At 36.3% G+C, this 16,841-nt stretch carries 16 protein-coding genes and 1 pseudogene; 3 read left to right on the forward strand and 14 right to left on the reverse strand.

Annotated features, from left to right (window positions below):
- Positions 1 to 185, forward strand: a 185-nt coding sequence (locus tag EV200_RS21870) for a hypothetical protein (protein WP_208864503.1), incomplete at its 5' end; no start/stop codon positions are given.
- Positions 186 to 728: 543 nt separating this feature from the next.
- Here the strand turns inward: EV200_RS21870 and EV200_RS04155 are convergent.
- The gene (locus tag EV200_RS04155; protein WP_132529563.1) at positions 729 to 2,630 is read right to left on the reverse strand and encodes an amidophosphoribosyltransferase; all 1,902 of its coding nucleotides are present in this window, start codon (positions 2,628 to 2,630) and stop codon (positions 729 to 731) included.
- Between the two features lie 198 nt (positions 2,631 to 2,828).
- On the opposite strand from EV200_RS04155, the gene EV200_RS04160 reads away from it, so the two are divergent.
- Complete coding sequence (locus EV200_RS04160) at positions 2,829 to 3,083, forward strand: hypothetical protein (RefSeq protein WP_132529564.1); 255 nt, start codon at positions 2,829 to 2,831, stop codon at positions 3,081 to 3,083.
- A gap of 602 nt (positions 3,084 to 3,685) precedes the next feature.
- Positions 3,686 to 4,309, forward strand: a pseudogene (locus tag EV200_RS04165) (cytochrome-c peroxidase); the annotation flags it as partial.
- Between the two features lie 205 nt (positions 4,310 to 4,514).
- Here EV200_RS04165 and murI read toward each other — a convergent pair.
- From murI to ubiE, 13 genes are all read right to left on the reverse strand, one after another.
- Entirely contained in the window at positions 4,515 to 5,333 is an 819-nt protein-coding gene (murI, locus tag EV200_RS04170; RefSeq protein ID WP_132529566.1) for a glutamate racemase, read from the reverse strand.
- 256 nt (positions 5,334 to 5,589) lie between these two features.
- Complete coding sequence (locus EV200_RS04175; RefSeq protein WP_132529567.1) at positions 5,590 to 6,168, reverse strand: OmpH family outer membrane protein; 579 nt, start codon at positions 6,166 to 6,168, stop codon at positions 5,590 to 5,592.
- Between the two features lie 58 nt (positions 6,169 to 6,226).
- The gene (locus tag EV200_RS04180) at positions 6,227 to 6,757 is read right to left on the reverse strand and encodes an OmpH family outer membrane protein (protein ID WP_132529568.1); all 531 of its coding nucleotides are present in this window, start codon (positions 6,755 to 6,757) and stop codon (positions 6,227 to 6,229) included.
- Between the two features lie 319 nt (positions 6,758 to 7,076).
- Positions 7,077 to 9,620: an outer membrane protein assembly factor BamA gene (bamA, locus tag EV200_RS04185; RefSeq protein ID WP_132529569.1), complete on the reverse strand. Its 2,544-nt coding sequence runs from the start codon at positions 9,618 to 9,620 to the stop codon at positions 7,077 to 7,079.
- A gap of 149 nt (positions 9,621 to 9,769) precedes the next feature.
- The gene (locus tag EV200_RS04190) at positions 9,770 to 10,510 is read right to left on the reverse strand and encodes an isoprenyl transferase (protein WP_132529570.1); all 741 of its coding nucleotides are present in this window, start codon (positions 10,508 to 10,510) and stop codon (positions 9,770 to 9,772) included.
- A 19-nt stretch (positions 10,511 to 10,529) separates the two neighbouring features.
- Positions 10,530 to 11,339: a type IX secretion system protein PorG gene (gene porG / locus EV200_RS04195; RefSeq protein WP_132529571.1), complete on the reverse strand. Its 810-nt coding sequence runs from the start codon at positions 11,337 to 11,339 to the stop codon at positions 10,530 to 10,532.
- A gap of 2 nt (positions 11,340 to 11,341) precedes the next feature.
- Positions 11,342 to 12,223: an NAD kinase gene (locus EV200_RS04200; protein WP_132530614.1), complete on the reverse strand. Its 882-nt coding sequence runs from the start codon at positions 12,221 to 12,223 to the stop codon at positions 11,342 to 11,344.
- 9 nt (positions 12,224 to 12,232) lie between these two features.
- Positions 12,233 to 12,895, reverse strand: coding sequence for a CBS domain-containing protein (locus EV200_RS04205; protein ID WP_132529572.1), 663 nt, complete (start codon positions 12,893 to 12,895; stop codon positions 12,233 to 12,235).
- Positions 12,895 to 13,659, reverse strand: coding sequence for an alpha/beta fold hydrolase (locus tag EV200_RS04210; protein ID WP_132529573.1), 765 nt, complete (start codon positions 13,657 to 13,659; stop codon positions 12,895 to 12,897). The genes EV200_RS04205 and EV200_RS04210 overlap by 1 nt, the downstream gene beginning before the upstream one ends.
- 205 nt (positions 13,660 to 13,864) lie before the next feature.
- Positions 13,865 to 14,311 (reverse strand): GatB/YqeY domain-containing protein, encoded by a 447-nt coding sequence (locus EV200_RS04215; RefSeq protein ID WP_188754101.1) that lies wholly within the window; start codon positions 14,309 to 14,311, stop codon positions 13,865 to 13,867.
- A gap of 96 nt (positions 14,312 to 14,407) precedes the next feature.
- A complete protein-coding gene (locus tag EV200_RS04220; RefSeq protein ID WP_132529575.1) occupies positions 14,408 to 15,172 on the reverse strand; it encodes an SDR family oxidoreductase in 765 nt (254 codons plus the stop codon).
- A gap of 95 nt (positions 15,173 to 15,267) precedes the next feature.
- Positions 15,268 to 16,065 (reverse strand): type IX secretion/gliding motility protein PorT/SprT, encoded by a 798-nt coding sequence (porT, locus tag EV200_RS04225; protein WP_132529576.1) that lies wholly within the window; start codon positions 16,063 to 16,065, stop codon positions 15,268 to 15,270.
- Complete coding sequence (ubiE, locus tag EV200_RS04230) at positions 16,062 to 16,793, reverse strand: bifunctional demethylmenaquinone methyltransferase/2-methoxy-6-polyprenyl-1,4-benzoquinol methylase UbiE (RefSeq protein WP_188754102.1); 732 nt, start codon at positions 16,791 to 16,793, stop codon at positions 16,062 to 16,064. The genes porT and ubiE overlap by 4 nt, the downstream gene beginning before the upstream one ends.
- Positions 16,794 to 16,841: the final 48 nt, after the last annotated feature.

Below are 16,841 nucleotides of genomic sequence, written 5' to 3' on the forward strand. Positions count from 1 at the left end.
AAGATCCTGAATCAAGTTCAGGAAGACGATTCCTCAAGCAAAATCGTCATTGCGAAGCCAATTTTTCATTGGATGAAGCAATCTATCCAGTTTTTTCATGGGGATGTACTAAACGAATCGTCATGCTGACCTGTAGCGCAGCGGAAAGCTACGGAGTAAATTTAGTTCAGCATCTATTTAGATAAGATCCTGAATCAAGTTCAGGAAGACGATTCTTCTAGAAAAATCGTCATTGCGAAGCCAATTTTTCATTGGATGAAGCAATCTATTCAGTTTTTTCGTGGGGATGCACTAAACGAATCGTCTTGCTGACCTGTAGCGCAGCGGAAAGCTACGCAGTAAATTTAGTTCAGCAGCTATTTAAATAAGATCCTGAATCAAGTTCAGGAAGACGATTCTTCTAGAAAAATCGTCATTGCGAAGCCAATTTTTCATTGGATGAAGCAATCTATTCAGTTTTTTCGTGGGGATGCACTAAACGAATCGTCTTGCTGACCTGTAGCACAGCGGAAAGCTACGCAGTAAATTTAGTTCAGCACCTATTTAGATAAGATTCTGAAACAAGTTCAGGAAGACGATTCTTCTAGCAAAATCGTCATTGCTTCGTCGTACCTACTTGCATGACGACTCACCTGTTGATCAAGTTCAACCAGACAAACCCAATTCGCATCAACAAAAATGGCCCATATTTTCATATGAGCCATCCAATATTATATTTTAACCTTCGCTTAGTAAGCCCTTTGGTTATTTCCTTCTTTCCAGTTTACAAAAGCTTTATTAACTACTTTGTTACCACCTGGTGTTGGATAGTTACCTGAGAAATACCAGTCACCTTTATTTTTCGGACAAGCCTCATGTAAGTTTTCCAGACTTTGATAAATCACCTCAACTGACGCAACTGTTCCTTTCGGCGTGATAATCTGCGCAATTTTTGCAGAGATTTCTTCAGGAGAAAAAGGTTTATATATCTCTTTAACATGATTAACAATCTCTTCTTTAGGCAATAATAATGAAGCTTTACATTTCGTGTAAACATCCTCAATTACCTGCCACATTCCACGTTCAGTAAGCAATTGTATTGCTGCATCAAAGGCAACAAATTGCCCCATTCTGCTCATATCAATACCATAACAATCAGGGTAGCGAATTTGTGGTGCAGAAGAAACAATGATGATTTTCTTTGGATGTAAACGATCAACAATCTTAATGATACTTTGCTTTAAAGTTGTACCCCGAACAATCGAATCGTCAAGTGCCACTAAGGTATCCTGGTGATTATTGATAATGCCGTAAGTGGTATCATAAACGTGTGCCACCATTTCACTCCTGTCGGCATCCTGCGTAATAAATGTTCTTAATTTCACATCCTTTACAGCAAGTTTTTCAACTCTTGGTGCAAGCGACAACAGTTCCTCCAATTGCTCATCACTTAATGACTCCTTCTTATGCAGTAATATATCTTTTTGGTGCCTGCGAACATATTGTTGCACACCATCTACCATCCCAAAAAATGCAACTTCTGCCGTATTTGGGATGAAAGAGAATACTGTATTTTTCAAATCGTAATTAACCGCCTGAAGTATTTTTTCACTCAATAAACGACCTAACTGTTTACGTTCGCGATAGATTTCAACATCACTTCCTTTAGAAAAGTAAATCCTTTCAAAAGAACAAGAAAGTCTTTCGGTAGGTTCACGGAATTGCTCCATGCTTACTTCACCGTTCTTCTTGATAATTAGCGCATGCCCTGGATCAATTTCTTTTACATCTTTAAACTGAATATTAAATGCAGTTTGTAAAGCTGGTCTTTCTGATGCTGCAACCACGATTTCATCATCATAATAATAGTAAGCCGGACGAATTCCTGCCGGATCACGCATGATGAACGAATCGCCATTACCAACCATCCCGCAAATTGAATATCCACCATCCCAGGTTTTAGCTGATCGGCGAAGGATATTCGCAATGTCTAAATGATCTGAAATTTTGTGTGTAATGGCCACGTTATCGTGCCCTTCTTTTTTGTATTGATCGAAAAGCTCCTGGTTTTCATCATCTAAAAAGTGACCGATTTTTTCCAATACCGTTACTGTATCAGCTTTTTCTTTCGGATGCTGCCCTAATTCATACAATTGCTCCAATAATTCATCAACATTGGTCATGTTGAAGTTTCCGGCAATGACCAGGTTACGCGTCATCCAGTTATTTTGCCTTAAAAAAGGGTGGCAATTTTCGATACTGTTTTTACCATGCGTACCATAACGCAAATGGCCCATTAACACTTCGCCGATAAAGCTTACGTTGTCTTTGAGCCATTCTGTATCCTGCATTAATTCAGGAGTATTTTCTTGAATATCAACGAATTTGTTTTGAACATATTCGAAGATATCTGCTACCGCATTCGAAGCCATGCTTCGGTATCGGCTGATGTATCTACTGCCTGGTTTCATATCCAGTTTAATGGTAGCTATACCTGCGCCATCCTGGCCCCGGTTATGCTGTTTTTCCATTAAAAGGTATAATTTGTTAAGGCCGTAAAGTGCTGTACCGTACTTTTGCTGGTAGTAAGAAAGTGGTTTTAACAGGCGAATAAAAGCGATTCCGCATTCGTGTTTTATCTGATCACTCATTGTGTGGGTTTGAAGCCGCAAAGTTATCCTTTTATATACTCACAACCTAAACAAAAGTGTTTTCTTTTGTCACGAAGAGGTTAATTCAAAATTAATATAGCTAATACTATTATTTAGAATAATTAAAAATAAATTGTAATTAACAAAATGATTAATTACAATTGAAGATCAGATAATTTTTAACTAAAAACTAAGACTATGAAAAGAAATTTAAAATTAACGACACTAATTGCTGTAATTATTATCAGCTTGCTTTACTCTTGTAAAAAGGAAACAAACGATCAAGTAAAACCAACTTTACAAGAAGTTTCTTTATCACCAGAAGGGTATGGTTATTCAAGAATCAGTAAAAATGAGTTAACCAATATAAAAGGTGAGGATCTAAGCAAGATTTTTAAAAATTTCTCTGTTTACTATAATAAACAAATAGCATCTATGCAAGTAACAACTTGAGTTCTAGTTTTATTGGTCAAGAATATGAATTCCACTCATACAACTGCATAAGTAGCGGTACATTAACTAATCTTCAAAGTAGTGATCACCTTATTTTAGATGATTCTGGGCAAAATTAAAGATTTATAGATCAGGGTATTGTAGACCTGTACTATTGTCAGGATGTTTTACTGAACGGTAATGTACATGGTTTAATTGGCGGTCAAGAAGGTCAATGGGCATCTGCTGATGAGAGTTATTTTAACATAGACCCATGGCGTACTGATTCAAATGCGTTTAGAGGTCTCGTAGAAGAATCACCGGAACAATGGATTAAAGTGCGGTATTTATAAAGTTATGTGTATTTGAACAAGCAAGTAAAAAAATTAATTTATTTGCTTGTTTGAATTACTTAAATTTAAACTGTTTGCAATACTATTTTAAACAAGACATTGGCATAATGTATTCTTATTTCAATTAGGATGATTCTAAATTGAAGAAACTTTACATATTATTATTCATGTTCTTAGCCACAACTGTTCAAGAACAGTTATCGAAGGCAAAGTTATAGATAAACAGAACAGGCCAATTCCATCTGCAAATAGGATACAAAAGCGCTAGCTAAAAAACTCAGTAAAATTAAAGGCTACAAGCCATACTTTATTGATGCATTCGGTAATGCTAAAATTACCAATACAAAAATTTTCTCAAGCCTTGCCACCTTTCAGCGCAGCATTGTGAGCAGGAGAACACCTTTTGACCGATTTCTCGCTAAAGATAAAAAAGCCCTGACCGATCAACAATTAATGGGCTTACATTTATTCCGTACCAAGGCCCGCTGCATCAATTGCCATAACGGACCATTGTTTACTGATAATGAATTTCACAACGATGGCTTAACCTATTATGGACGTAAGTACGAAGATTTAGGTTTATATAACGTAACTAAGAAACCGGAAGATGTTGGCAAATTTAAAACACCGGGTTTACGAAATGTGATGAAAACTGCACCATGGTTTCACAATGGCTTATTTCCCAATATAGATGGTGTAATGAATATGTATAATATAGGGATGCCGGTACAACGTGTTAAGCCAGAACAAGTGAATGACCCACTGCTACCCAAAAATGATAAATTATTAAAAGGCTTAATGCTGAGCAATGCCGAAAAAGACGCCGTAGTTTCATTTTTAGATGCACTAACATCGCCTACTGTACTGATCAGGGTAGATAAATTACCACAGTAATATTAGATAGCTAAAAATAACCAGGAATTAAAATATAAATATGCGCTATTGGCCAGTACTTCACACCACGAACCAGTCGAAGTAAACGACGCGACAAATGCGCTATATAATGCTTAACAAGCCCCACTCCTATCCCATACAAAGCCCATACCTAAGGCATGTTAAAAGCATTTAAAGGCATATCTTATGCTTGCATAGTAACCTTTTACATACTATTGGATCCTACCTCCTCGCCAAAGAAAATCGAAGCATGTTCATCAAAGGCCAAAGGATCTCCACTGGTATAAAATGATTTCTTTCCTGCTCTTGCTAGTTTTGCTTTGATCTCTGGATGTCTTTCTAAATAATCAACTAAACTATTGGCAACAATTTCTCCTTGCGTTAAAATATTAATGTGATCAGGAAATACTTTTTTAAGTTTAGGTAATAATAGCGGATAATGTGTACAAGCTAATAGAACACAATCAATATCTTCAGATTGTTGCATCAAACTGCTGCAATACTCATTGATAAAAAAATCAGCACCACTTTGCAAATGTTCATTGTTTTCAATTAAAGGAACCCACATCGGGCAACTTTGCTGAAATACATTAATCTTTGGGAAAAACTTATTGATTTCTAATAAATAAGATTGAGAATTAACCGTTCCACGGGTTCCCATTACTCCAACTTTTTTGCTGAAAGTAAATTCGTCAATCACTTCAGCAGTAGGTCTGATTACGCCCAGCACTTTCCTATCTGGATATTTTGCAGGTAAATCCTTTTGCTGAATAGTGCGCAAAGCTTTTGCAGATGCCGTATTACAGGCAAGAATAACTAAATGACAACCTTTGGCAAATAGCCACTCCACGCATTCCAGTGTATATTTATAAATCGTATCAAATGAATGGTCACCATAAGGAGAGCGGGCATTATCACCAAGATAGATGTAATCGTATTCTGGCAACCGATCTGCTATAGATCTGAATACGGTTAATCCACCATAACCTGAATCGAAAATACCTATTGGTGAAGTGTTTTGCATTGAGGTAAAGATATTATTTTTTATTATCAATTGTTGGAAAGTTGGTCAGCTGAGAAGTTGATTAGCATTTAGATATAAACAATCATCCTACTGAATTCATTCAGGATTTATTAATAGAAATTCTACACTATTGATGCTAAAATAAATTTTTCATAAATCACTCAGCATAAAAAAAGCGGAACCAAGTTACCTTGATTCCGCTCTTTATTTTTTGCTTTGCAGGAAGACTATTGACTTCCGATTAAAGACTCAAGACTTATTTCTTAGGTGCAGGTGCTTTAGTAGCAGTTGCTGAAATGCCTAATTTAGTTTTAACTGAAGCTGTGATATCATCACCACCTTCCCAGAAAACCAGGTTATTACCACCTTGACCGTTTGCAATGTCAAAAACATAAGCTAAACCTTTTTCTTTAGCCACAGCTGAAATTGCAGTAGCTACTTTAGCCTGAATTGGCTGGAACAACTCACCTTGTTTAGCGCCTATATCTTGTGAAGCTTTTGTACGGGCATCATTGATACGTTTCTCTAAATCTTGCAATTCTTGACCAACAGTTTGTAATTGTTTACCTACAGCTTCTTTGTTTGCCTCGCTTAAGGTTTTCTCTAAACTTTGAGCACTTGTCATTTTAGTCTGATATTCTTTGATCATTGCATCAATATCAGCCTGTTTTTGTTTTCCTAATGTTTCTAAAGTACTTTGAGCCGTTTTAGCTTCAGGAAGGTTTGCGAAAACTTCTTCTGAATTAATGTGACCCAATTTTTGTTGCGCACTTGCCATATTCGCTGTAAACACTAATCCTGCTGCTACAAAGAATACGTTAATTAACTTTCTCATCTTTCTATTTTACTTTTTTATTTTTCTAATTGTTTTCGAAATTCAACGGGCGAATATACTAATTATTTGCAGTTCCTGGTTTGTAACCTAACTTAACAACAACATCATTACTAAGATCGTAACTACTGCTAGCATAAATCATCATGGTTGCTTCACTGCTTTTATCGAAGATAAAATCAAGGTATTTTGCTTTGGCAATTTGTTTAATTGCATCAGCAACTTTATCCTGAATAGGCTTGATTAATTTTGCTCTGCTTTGAAAAAGATCTCCATCAGGACCAAATTTCTGACGTTGAAATTCTTTAGCCTGTTTTTCTTTTTCAATAATTTCATTTTCTCTACGCTTGCGCATATCATCAGTTAATAAAACCTGATCGGCCTGATAGGCTTTATACATTCTGTCGATTTCAGAGAAATTCTGATCAACCTGCTGTTGCCATTGCTTTGAAGCCACTTCTAACTGGCTTAATGCCGATTTGTACTCTGGCATTTGCTTTAAAATGTATTCTGTATCTACATAAGCAAACTTCTGTGCAAAGGCACCAAAGGATGTGCAAAGTAGAAATGCGATTAAAAAATATTTTTTCATTGTGTGTAAATTTGTATTCAAAGGTAATGAAGCAATTATGATTTCTAAAGCTATTAAACTTTTATATCTACAACCATTATGGTTTCATTTTTCTGTTAATGATTTTATCTAATTAGCGATTTGATGTAAACTATAATAGACTTGTTTATATCAAAACATAATCTTCACAAAGATACTATCAAATAGTTAAAGCCAAAGTAAACTTAAGCATTTAACTTTTTTTAACAATTGAAGTTAATTCAACTATTTTTTATCTAAAAATCATAAAAAAAGGGATGTCTGTTAAACATCCCCTTTTTTATGATAGAAAATCTATATTTTAAAAACCACCCAATTGCTGCGCAATACTGAAAGTAAAGTTTTGTTTACCACCCTCACTAACACCTGGTATGGTATCAAATGCATGACCGTAATCTATACCAAGTAAACCAAATATTGGTAAGAAAATTCTGGCACCAATACCTGCTGATCTTCTGATGTTGAAAGGATTGAAATCACCAAATCGATCCCAAGTGTTACCACCTTCAGCGAAAGCCAGAACGAATGCTGTTGCTTGCTGACTTGAAATAACGGGATAACGAAGCTCCAATACATATTTAGTATAAATTGGACTACCTGATGTTTGTGCCGTAGTTGGATTAGAACCATTCGGTATAACAGCATTGTTTGCATAACCACGCATAGCGATGATCTCTGAACCTTGTAAGAAGTCAAATCCCTGCATACCATCACCACCCAATTTGAAACGCTCAAATGCTGATTGACCTACGGCTTTACTGTACTGACCTAAGAAACCAAATTGTGCCTGTGCTTTAACCACTAAGTTTCCAGCAACACGTTGGTACCATTGCGAATCAAATTTCCATTTATGGTATTCAGTAAAACGATATTTATCTTTATCAGATGCCGTAGCATAATTCACTTTGTTAAACAATGAATATGGAGGCGTTGCCTGAATAGTAAATCGAAGGAAAGATCCTGATTTAGGGAAGATAGGTGAATCTCTTGAATCACGGCTAATCTCCTGCGATAAGTTAAAGTTATATGATGTACCGGTAGAGAATTTAAACCCGCTATAATTATTTAAAATATACTGTTGGAAACTTACTGCATGGCTTAATTGGAAATAGTTATCCGGCCAGTTTAATCTTCTGCCTAAACTTACAGTAACACCATTCAAACGAATTTTCTGAAATGCTGCATTGTCTGAGCTATATCCATTAGATTGTAATGAAGTAAATGCACTTACACCAAAACTTACTGGCTTCTCACCACCAAACCAAGGTTGAGAGAAAGAGAAACTATATGATTGGTAATACTTACCATTCGTTTGTCCACGTAAGCTTAACTTCTGTCCATCCCCTTTTGGAAGTGGTTTATAAGCTTTAAGGTTAAAAAGGTTACGTAATGAGAAGTTATTGAAAGTTAAACCTAAAGTACCAATGATTCGGCCACCACCAAAACCACCAGATAATTCAATCTGATCTGAAGGTTTTTCTTCAACAGCATACTCAATATCAACAGTACCATCTGCAGGATTAGGGCGAGGTGTAGGAACTGTTTTAGATTCGTCGAAGTTACCTAACTGTCCAATCTCACGAATGGTACGGATTAAATCACTCTTATTAAATTTCTGTCCTGGTTTGGTACGAATCTCACGTAAAACTACTTTATCATTGGTAATGGTATTACCTTTCAACGTAATTCTGTTATTCACATACTGTGGACCTTCATACATGCGCATTTCCACATCAACCGTATCACCGTAAATTTTGGTTTGAACAGGATCAATATTGAAAGTCAGGTAACCATTATCAGTATACATACTGTTGATATCGCCACCGTTTTCTCCACCACCATTCAGTTTTTTATTTAATCTTTCTTCACTGAATACATCACCCTTTTCAATGGTTAATACTTTACTTAAAATACTGTCAGGATAAATGGCGTTACCTGCCCAGCTAATATTTCCGAAGTAATATTTTTTCCCTTCGTAAAGGTCCATTTTAATATTTACCTTCTTTTTGTTGTACTGATAAATGCTGTCTTTTAAAAGAGTTGCATCACGATAACCCTTTTCCTGCAATTTACCAACCATCTTTAATTTATTCTCCTCATATTTCTCTTTAGAGAATTTTCCTGAACCCCAGAAACGCCACCATGCAAATTGCTTAGGGCTTTTTAAATATTTTCTAAGTTTAGCGGATTTAAAATCTTTGTTTCCGGTAAAGTCTATGTGCTGAACCTTAACACGGCTTCCTTTATTGATGTAAGCTTCTAAGACAACACTGTTTTCGGCATTAGGATCTTTACGGGTTTTATAATCAATGGCCGTAAAGAAATAACCCTTATCCAACATATATTTTTTTATAATCCCAGAGGTGGTATTATATAAGTTATCATTAACGATTTTGCCAGTTTTATCATTCAACTTTTCCTGAATGGCTGTTCTTTGTGATTTGCTGATTCCTTTTAAATCAATAGAACTTAAACGAGGACGCTCGACTACTTCGATTTCGAAATAAACAGAATCCTGAACAAATTTTTCAATATTAATTTTCACATCATCAAACAATCCTTGCGCCCAAAGCGTTTTAATTGCATCTGATGTTGCTTCACCTGGAAGAACAACTTTATCGCCCTTGGTTAATTTAGATAATGTGATTAATACATCTTTATCTAAATACAGTGTTCCGGATACGCTTGTACCGCCGATAATGTATTCTTTCGGACTGAAATAATCGAGATCTAAGCCTCCAACTTTTAAAGATGGGGTTACCGGTGTCTGACCTTGTGGACGTATTTGAGCAAAGGCCGGTGTGGCTAAAACTAGTAGGATTAAAACTTGAAATATTCTTTTCATTAAAGTAATTTGTTCAGTAATGGCCACGAAGGTATTGGTCTTATAAAGCAAAAATCACTTTATTCAGTTTTCCTTTAATGGTTACATTTATCGTATAAAAGTGGCGCTAAGTTAGTTTAAACGCTTGTTAAAAAGTGTTAAAAGAAAAATTAGTTTAATTGTTCACTAATTTTACCGAAACGGCGTTCGCGTTTTTGATAGTCAACTATTGCCTCGAAAAGATCTTCGCGTCTGAAATCGGGCCAAAGTACATCAGTAAAATAAAACTCGGTATAAGCCATTTGCCAAAGTAAATAATTACTGATCCGGTGTTCTCCACTGGTTCTGATCATTAATTCCGGATCTGGCATATTAACCGTAGTTAACTTGGATGAAAATAAATCCTCATCTATATCATCTATGGAAATGGCATCTTCTTTTACAGCAGAAGCAATTTGCTTCACGGCATCTAAAATCTCCCATTTTGAACTGTAACTTAATGCAAGGGTTAGGGTACATTTTTCATTATGTGCCGTTTTGGCCATCGCTTCATGCAAATCATTGATACATTGCTGCGGCAAAGTGGCTATATTACCGATGGCATTTAACTTCACATGATGTTTATTCAATGTTTCAGTTTCGTTATTGATAGTAGAAATCAGGATTTGCATTAATGCATCAACCTCTTCTTTTGGTCTGTTCCAGTTTTCAGTAGAAAAAGCATAGAGCGTTAAGTATTCAATACCTACGTCTACACAACCTTCCACAATATCTTTTACAGAAAGTACACCTTGTTCGTGACCGAATACGCGTACTTTTCCCTGGCCTTTTGCCCATCTTCCATTACCATCCATAATGACAGCAATGTGCTTTGGCAGGCGACTATAGTCTATTTGTTCTTTAAATCCCATTAATTATGTCACAATCAGCTTAAAACGTGTAGCATTTTGAGGATACAAAGGTAAAAGATATGCCAACACTAACAAATAGATAAGTGTCCCTTTTTCTTAAATCTCCTCTTTGGGTACCAGGGATACCAATATTTAGGTTGTTTGGATCTGCAGGATTTGAAAGATTAAATGGTGGATTACCTATAATAACCTGCTTTTGAATTTCCGGATAACGCCCACTCACGTCATCAATATAATCTGTCATAGGTGTTCGATAGCCAATCTCTGAAAAAATGCTCCAGGTATCTTTATAATTATACCTTAACCCAACACCGTAAGGAATGGTGAGGGCAACATTACTATAAGCATTTTCCTGTCCTTCTGTAACCATTCGATCTAAACGGTATTTTTCTCCACCATACTTAACCGTAGGTTCGAAAATAACTGCACCTGCACCGGCAAAAATATAAGGTGAAAACAACCTGCTACCACCACCCAGTTTAAAATTAAATAAGTTGAAATCTAATATGGCGCTTACCTCACTCAAACTGGTTTTGAAACTTAAATTTCTATTTCTAAACTGCGCATTGCTTGATTCTGAATCTTTAGCCTCAATTTGCCCGTAGGTGTAATTCAAACGCACACCTAAATATTGATTAAAATTTCTTTTTCCGAAGATACCAGCTGAAATACCACTAATTTTTAAAGGATTGTTCTGATTCAAATCACCCATGTAACCTGCACCACCAGCCATTAACCCCAATTCCCAATTACCACCTTCTTGTCCACGTGATATTTGTGTACTGAAAGCAAAGAAAAGAAGAATTAAAAGCAATTTGTTCGGCACCATATTTAGTAGTTACGGGTATCTATTCCCCATAATAATTTATTCCTTAACGTATTCAGGTAGGTTTCATTGTTAAGCCGAATCAGATTAAGACAAAAGTCTGCCTTTTTTATAGAAATTTTAACTGATCTTTCTACTGTTACAGTTCTACTGTCGCATGAAACTAAAAATTTAGATTCACGTGCTTCCACTTCAAATGATAATTTACGGTCATCTGGTAAAACTACCGGTCTTACATTGAGGTTGTGTGGAGCAATTGGAGTAACCACAAAATTCCTGGAATCGGGATAAATGATTGGGCCACCGCAACTCAGTGAATAGGCAGTAGAACCTGTTGGCGTGGCAATAATTAATCCATCAGCCCAATAAGAATTAATAAAGTCATCATTCATCTTCGCATGAATAATCATCATGGCAGAATTATCACGTCGGTGAATTGTAATATCATTAAGGGCAAAATTTTCCTCGCCAAATAATTTATTATCTGATTCTAGCACCAGAAGCGAACGACAATCTAAGGTATATTCTCCATGAATTACTGCCTTTAATGCCGATTCGATTTCATTTTTATTGATGCTGGCTAGGAAGCCTAGTCGTCCGAAGTTGATTCCAATAACTGGAATATTCGAATTACGGATTAATGAAAGTGTATCTAATAATGTACCGTCACCACCCAAGCTAATTAAAATATCTGCACGTTCTTTTAACTCTGCGTGATTATGAAAAATCACCGTATTTTTTGGCAAATTAATCTTTCCGTGCAGCGATGTTTTAAACTTGGAGTATAAAACGGGCTGAACATCATGATTGGCTAAATGATTAAAAACCTCCTGAACATAGGGCAAAACTGTATCATTAAAGTCTCTCCCGTAAATGGCTATCCTCATCATTAGTTTTTAAACATTTAAATAGTTCATGAATGAATCGTATCGTTCCTGCGATCCATCATCAACCTGCGTATTGTTATATACTTCTTTTACCTGGTAATCATATCGTTCTAAAGATGCGACTAAAGAAGTGAGTTCAGTTTTATTTACTTTTAAGGTTACTTCAAGGCGTGTTGAATCCTCAAAAGAGTTTACATAAGAAGATAAAATCTGAGCATTATCCGCTTCCACAATTTGTGCGATATGCGCCAGAGAATTATCACGGTTGCTGATTTCCAGAACAATTATCCCGCCTGGTTCATTTACAGCATACTGTTCAGCCACAGCATCAACCATTTCGTTTATCGATATTAAACCTAAATAGTTTTTCTGCTGATCAACAACAGGAACTACACTCAGCTGCAACTGACTCAGTAACCTGATTACATCATATGTATGTGCATCATTAAGCACGAAAGCGCTAAGTAAATGAACAGAAGCATCATTCAAAGGTGTATCGTGATTATGAATATTGAGCAGATCATCTTCTGAAACCAAACCCAAAAGCACACTATCATTTACAACAGGCAGATGCTTTAGTTTAAAATCGTTTAAGCGATCTAAAGCCTTCTGCACTGAATCATTGATATTCAGTGTAGGAATGTCGTTCGATATGATTTCTTCAGCAAACATTATTTAAGTAGTATTCTATCTAAGAATTTCTCCAGGTAATCATTAAATACTTCGGGCTGCTCCATCATAGGTGCATGACCACATTGATCAACCCAGTTAAGCTCAGAATTCGGCAATAATTGGTGAAATTCCTTTGCCACTTCCGGAGGAGTAACTTTATCATTTTTACCCCAGATTAAAGAAACAGGAATGGTAATCTTGGATAGTTCTTTTGACATGTTATGGCGAATTGCCGATTTAGCCATGGTTAAAATCCTGATTACGCGTGACCTATCGTTAACTGTTTTAAAAACATCATCAACAAGTTCTTTGGTTGCAGTAGCCGGATCGTAAAATGTGAACTCTACCTTTTCTTTAATATAATCATAGCTTTCCCGACGTGGGAAAGAACCACCGAAAGCATTTTCATACAAACCTGAACTTCCTGTTAAGACCAATGCCTTTACAAATTCCTGATGTGCAACAGTAAATACTAAGCCTACGTGCCCACCTAAAGAATTGCCGACCAATACCACCTGATTAAGCGATTTAAACTTTAAAAACCGATGAAGGTATCTTGATAAGGCTTTAACACCTAGAGTTAAAATAGGTAAATCATATATGGGCAGAATCGGAATGATAACATGGTATCGATCCTTAAAACGTTCGATTACCAATTCCCAATTGCTTAGTTCACCCATCAGGCCATGTAGCAATACCAGTGTCTGGCCTTTTCCAGCTTCAATGTATTTAAATCCTTCTTCTTCTATTACCTGGTATGTCATATGTATTCTAGATGGTATTGTGCACTAAGTTAGTAGAGTAAAATTAATTTTTCGCATTTCTATGCCATTTTTCTGAAATAAAACCGAAAACGGTATAAAAACCTGATTCTTCGCATCCAAACGCACTATCAGGCATCGAGTATCAATTATCAAGATACAAAACCGAGAATAGCTTCCTCCTTTGGTCTTTCAGCTTTAAGCTTATTTAAGCAAGCTTTTCTTTCACAATTTCAGCAATTAATTTACCATCTGCTTTACCGGCAAGTGCTTTGTTTGCTAGGCCCATCACCTTACCCATATCTTTAACCGATGTTGCGCCAGATTGTTTGATTACATCTTCAATAATCGAAGCAACTTCTTCCCTACCCAATTGTTGTGGCAAAAATTGATTAATAACATTAATTTCTTCTTCTTCAACCAGATATAAGTCCTCACGGTTTTGTGATTTGTAGATATCAGCCGATTCACGACGCTGCTTGATTAATTTCTGAAGAATTTTCAGTTCAGTTTCTTCTGTAATTTCTTCTGAAGAACCTTTTTCTGTTTTAGCCAGAAGCAAAGCGGCTTTTATAGCTCTTAAACCTCTTAACTGTGCCTGATCTTTAGCCAACATGGCTTTTTTCATTTCCTGATTTATAGTGTCTGATATCATAATTAATTTTTTTTAAGGAGTTTAAATGGGAAGATGGTTATTTTGATAAGTTGGTGTTTCTCAACTTTACAGCTCTTCGCCTTCCCAACTTCCTGCCTATCCGTTCTTTCTGTTAATAATTGTAGCCGTAGCTTGTACTGTTGGCATAATCAACATGTCGTTGATATTCACATGTTTCGGGCGACTCACCACATACCAAATGGCATCAGCAATATCATCTGCAATTAGTGGCTCCAAATTTTCATATACTTTCTTTGCCCGGTCTTCATCTCCTTTAAAACGGACCACTGAAAATTCAGTTTCAACCATACCCGGATTAATTTCTGTTACCTTAATGCCATAGGGCAAAAGATCTATTCTCATCGCCTTACTTAAAGCATCAACGGCGTGTTTGGTTGCACAATATACATTTCCGTTCGGATACACCTCCTTACCAGCAATTGATCCTATATTTATGATATGACCAGATTGATTGGGAATCATCCAGTTGGATACAATTTTAGTGATGTAAAGCAAACCCTTAACATTGGTATCAATCATAGTGTCCCAATCATCAGTGTTGCCTTGATCTATTGGATCTAAACCCTGACTTAAGCCAGCGTTATTTACCAGCACATCAACTTTCTTCCAATCAGCGGGTAAAGTTTCCAACGCAGCGGATAGGCTTTTTTTATCCCGAACGTCAGCCAAGACCTGTTTAATTTCTATTTCGTATTTATCGGCCAGATGATGTGCAATTTTGGTTAAACGATCTTCTCGGCGGGCCAGTAAAATTAACTGATAACCTTGCTGTGCAAATGTATGGGCACAAGCTTCACCAATACCAGATGTTGCGCCTGTAATTAAAGCAATTTTAGACATGTATATGAATTTAAGTCTTGATAAATCCTCCGACATAAAACTAAGGCCGATGATTTACCTCTATTGGCAAAGGTAAGTTTTTTTGATTTGTACGGCTATTGAAAAATTAAGCTGAACGTTAATTGACGCAATTTCAACTTATCTATCGGATTGGCGAAAGCAGTGTCGTCATGTTGCAGAATATCATTGGTAGAATACGATAATTTAATCTCCGGCGACATTTTAAAATATTCAAAATATAAATCAAAACCAATTCCAGTCTCATAAGAAAGGTAATTTCGCTGATTTTTCAATAACTTATTGATTGCACTTTCACCTTCATCAAAAGTTTTTTTCTTTGAGGCAATATCAATGGAATATTTAGCTCCTCCCAACCAGTAGGCACGGAAATTATTTAAGCGGTTCGATTTTATTTTTAATCCGAGCGGGAACTCAAACATCGTAGCCTGAACTTTCTTATCGATTTGGGTTTGAAAATTTTTGGTTTGTCCGTTGCCCAAATCAATTGATCCCATTTGCTCGTATTCATAACGAACAATCCGATCACTAAAAATTAATGATGGTGTGGCACGGAGATCAAAGTTATCAGAAATGTTTCTATTGATCACAAAGCCCAATCCGAAACCTTGAGATGGCGGGCTGGAAATCGAATTTAAACGGCCGGTAACCGGAAGTCCAGTGTTTGGATCATAAGAGACTCCAAAAGAATCAGGAACTTCATAAAATGGACTCTGCCAGTTTTCTTTTTTTAGGATTTTATATTCTGCGGAAATGTATTGAAAGTTAAACCCAAAACTCCAATCTTCATCATCAATTCCTCCGCCCCAATTTTGAGCAAAGGAAGTAGTATAGATAAAAAATAGGGAGAGAATGAGGCTTAATTTTTTTATCATTTAGTGCCGACGTAAATTGAACTTATTCCAAACGTTAAAATTCTTTGTTTGGTACTTTTGAAACCAACTTTCTCCATTAAGGTGGTAAAATCTTTTCCATCAGGAAAAGCGGCTACTGATTCAGGCAAGTAGGTATATGCCTTCGCATCTTTTGAAAATAGTTTTCCAAAAAATGGCGTGATATGTAAAAAGTAAAAGTTGTATAATTGTTTTACCGGAAATACACGGGGTTTTGAAAATTCCAGAATTACCATTTTACCATTTGGTTTTAAAACCCGGTACATATCAGCCAAACCCTTTTCGAGATTTTCGAAATTCCTCACGCCGTAAGCACAGGTAATGGCATCAAAAGTGTCCTGTTCAAAGTGTAAGCCTTCTGAATCGCCCATCTGTACCGTGAACACTTCATGCAAGCTCCGTTCGTTAATTTTTTTCTTCGCCACGGCTAACATGCCTTCAGAAATATCTACACCGATTACTTTTTCGGGATGCAGCTTTTTTATTGCCTCAAATGCAAAATCACCTGTTCCAGTGGCCACATCAAGTAAATTTCTCGGCTGGATAGAGACTAATTCTTTGATGGCTTTTTTACGCCAGATGATGTCAATCCCTAAAGAGAGAAAGTGATTTAAAAAATCGTATGTACCTGAAATGTTGTTAAACATGGTTGCAACCTGCTCTTTTTTAGTTGCATCTGCTATTTGATATGGAGTGATATTCTGATTCATGATGTAAGGCAAAGATAAGTAAAAGAGTTTGCAGTTAGGAGTTCAGAG

The organism is Pedobacter psychrotolerans (assembly GCF_004340665.1).
Classification (GTDB): Bacteria; Bacteroidota; Bacteroidia; order Sphingobacteriales; family Sphingobacteriaceae; genus Pedobacter; species Pedobacter psychrotolerans.

Coding starts and splice junctions, on each gene's coding strand:
- EV200_RS04155 (WP_132529563.1), bottom strand. CDS start 2,630: ATGAGTGATCAGATAAAACACGAATGCGGAATCGCTTTTATTCGCCTG.
- EV200_RS04160 (WP_132529564.1), top strand. CDS start 2,829: ATGAAAAGAAATTTAAAATTAACGACACTAATTGCTGTAATTATTATC.
- murI (WP_132529566.1), bottom strand. CDS start 5,333: ATGCAAAACACTTCACCAATAGGTATTTTCGATTCAGGTTATGGTGGA.
- EV200_RS04175 (WP_132529567.1), bottom strand. CDS start 6,168: ATGAGAAAGTTAATTAACGTATTCTTTGTAGCAGCAGGATTAGTGTTT.
- EV200_RS04180 (WP_132529568.1), bottom strand. CDS start 6,757: ATGAAAAAATATTTTTTAATCGCATTTCTACTTTGCACATCCTTTGGT.
- bamA (WP_132529569.1), bottom strand. CDS start 9,620: ATGAAAAGAATATTTCAAGTTTTAATCCTACTAGTTTTAGCCACACCG.
- EV200_RS04190 (WP_132529570.1), bottom strand. CDS start 10,510: ATGGGATTTAAAGAACAAATAGACTATAGTCGCCTGCCAAAGCACATT.
- porG (WP_132529571.1), bottom strand. CDS start 11,339: ATGGTGCCGAACAAATTGCTTTTAATTCTTCTTTTCTTTGCTTTCAGT.
- EV200_RS04200 (WP_132530614.1), bottom strand. CDS start 12,223: ATGAGGATAGCCATTTACGGGAGAGACTTTAATGATACAGTTTTGCCC.
- EV200_RS04205 (WP_132529572.1), bottom strand. CDS start 12,895: ATGTTTGCTGAAGAAATCATATCGAACGACATTCCTACACTGAATATC.
- EV200_RS04210 (WP_132529573.1), bottom strand. CDS start 13,659: ATGACATACCAGGTAATAGAAGAAGAAGGATTTAAATACATTGAAGCT.
- EV200_RS04215 (WP_188754101.1), bottom strand. CDS start 14,311: ATGATATCAGACACTATAAATCAGGAAATGAAAAAAGCCATGTTGGCT.
- EV200_RS04220 (WP_132529575.1), bottom strand. CDS start 15,172: ATGTCTAAAATTGCTTTAATTACAGGCGCAACATCTGGTATTGGTGAA.
- porT (WP_132529576.1), bottom strand. CDS start 16,065: ATGATAAAAAAATTAAGCCTCATTCTCTCCCTATTTTTTATCTATACT.
- ubiE (WP_188754102.1), bottom strand. CDS start 16,793: ATGAATCAGAATATCACTCCATATCAAATAGCAGATGCAACTAAAAAA.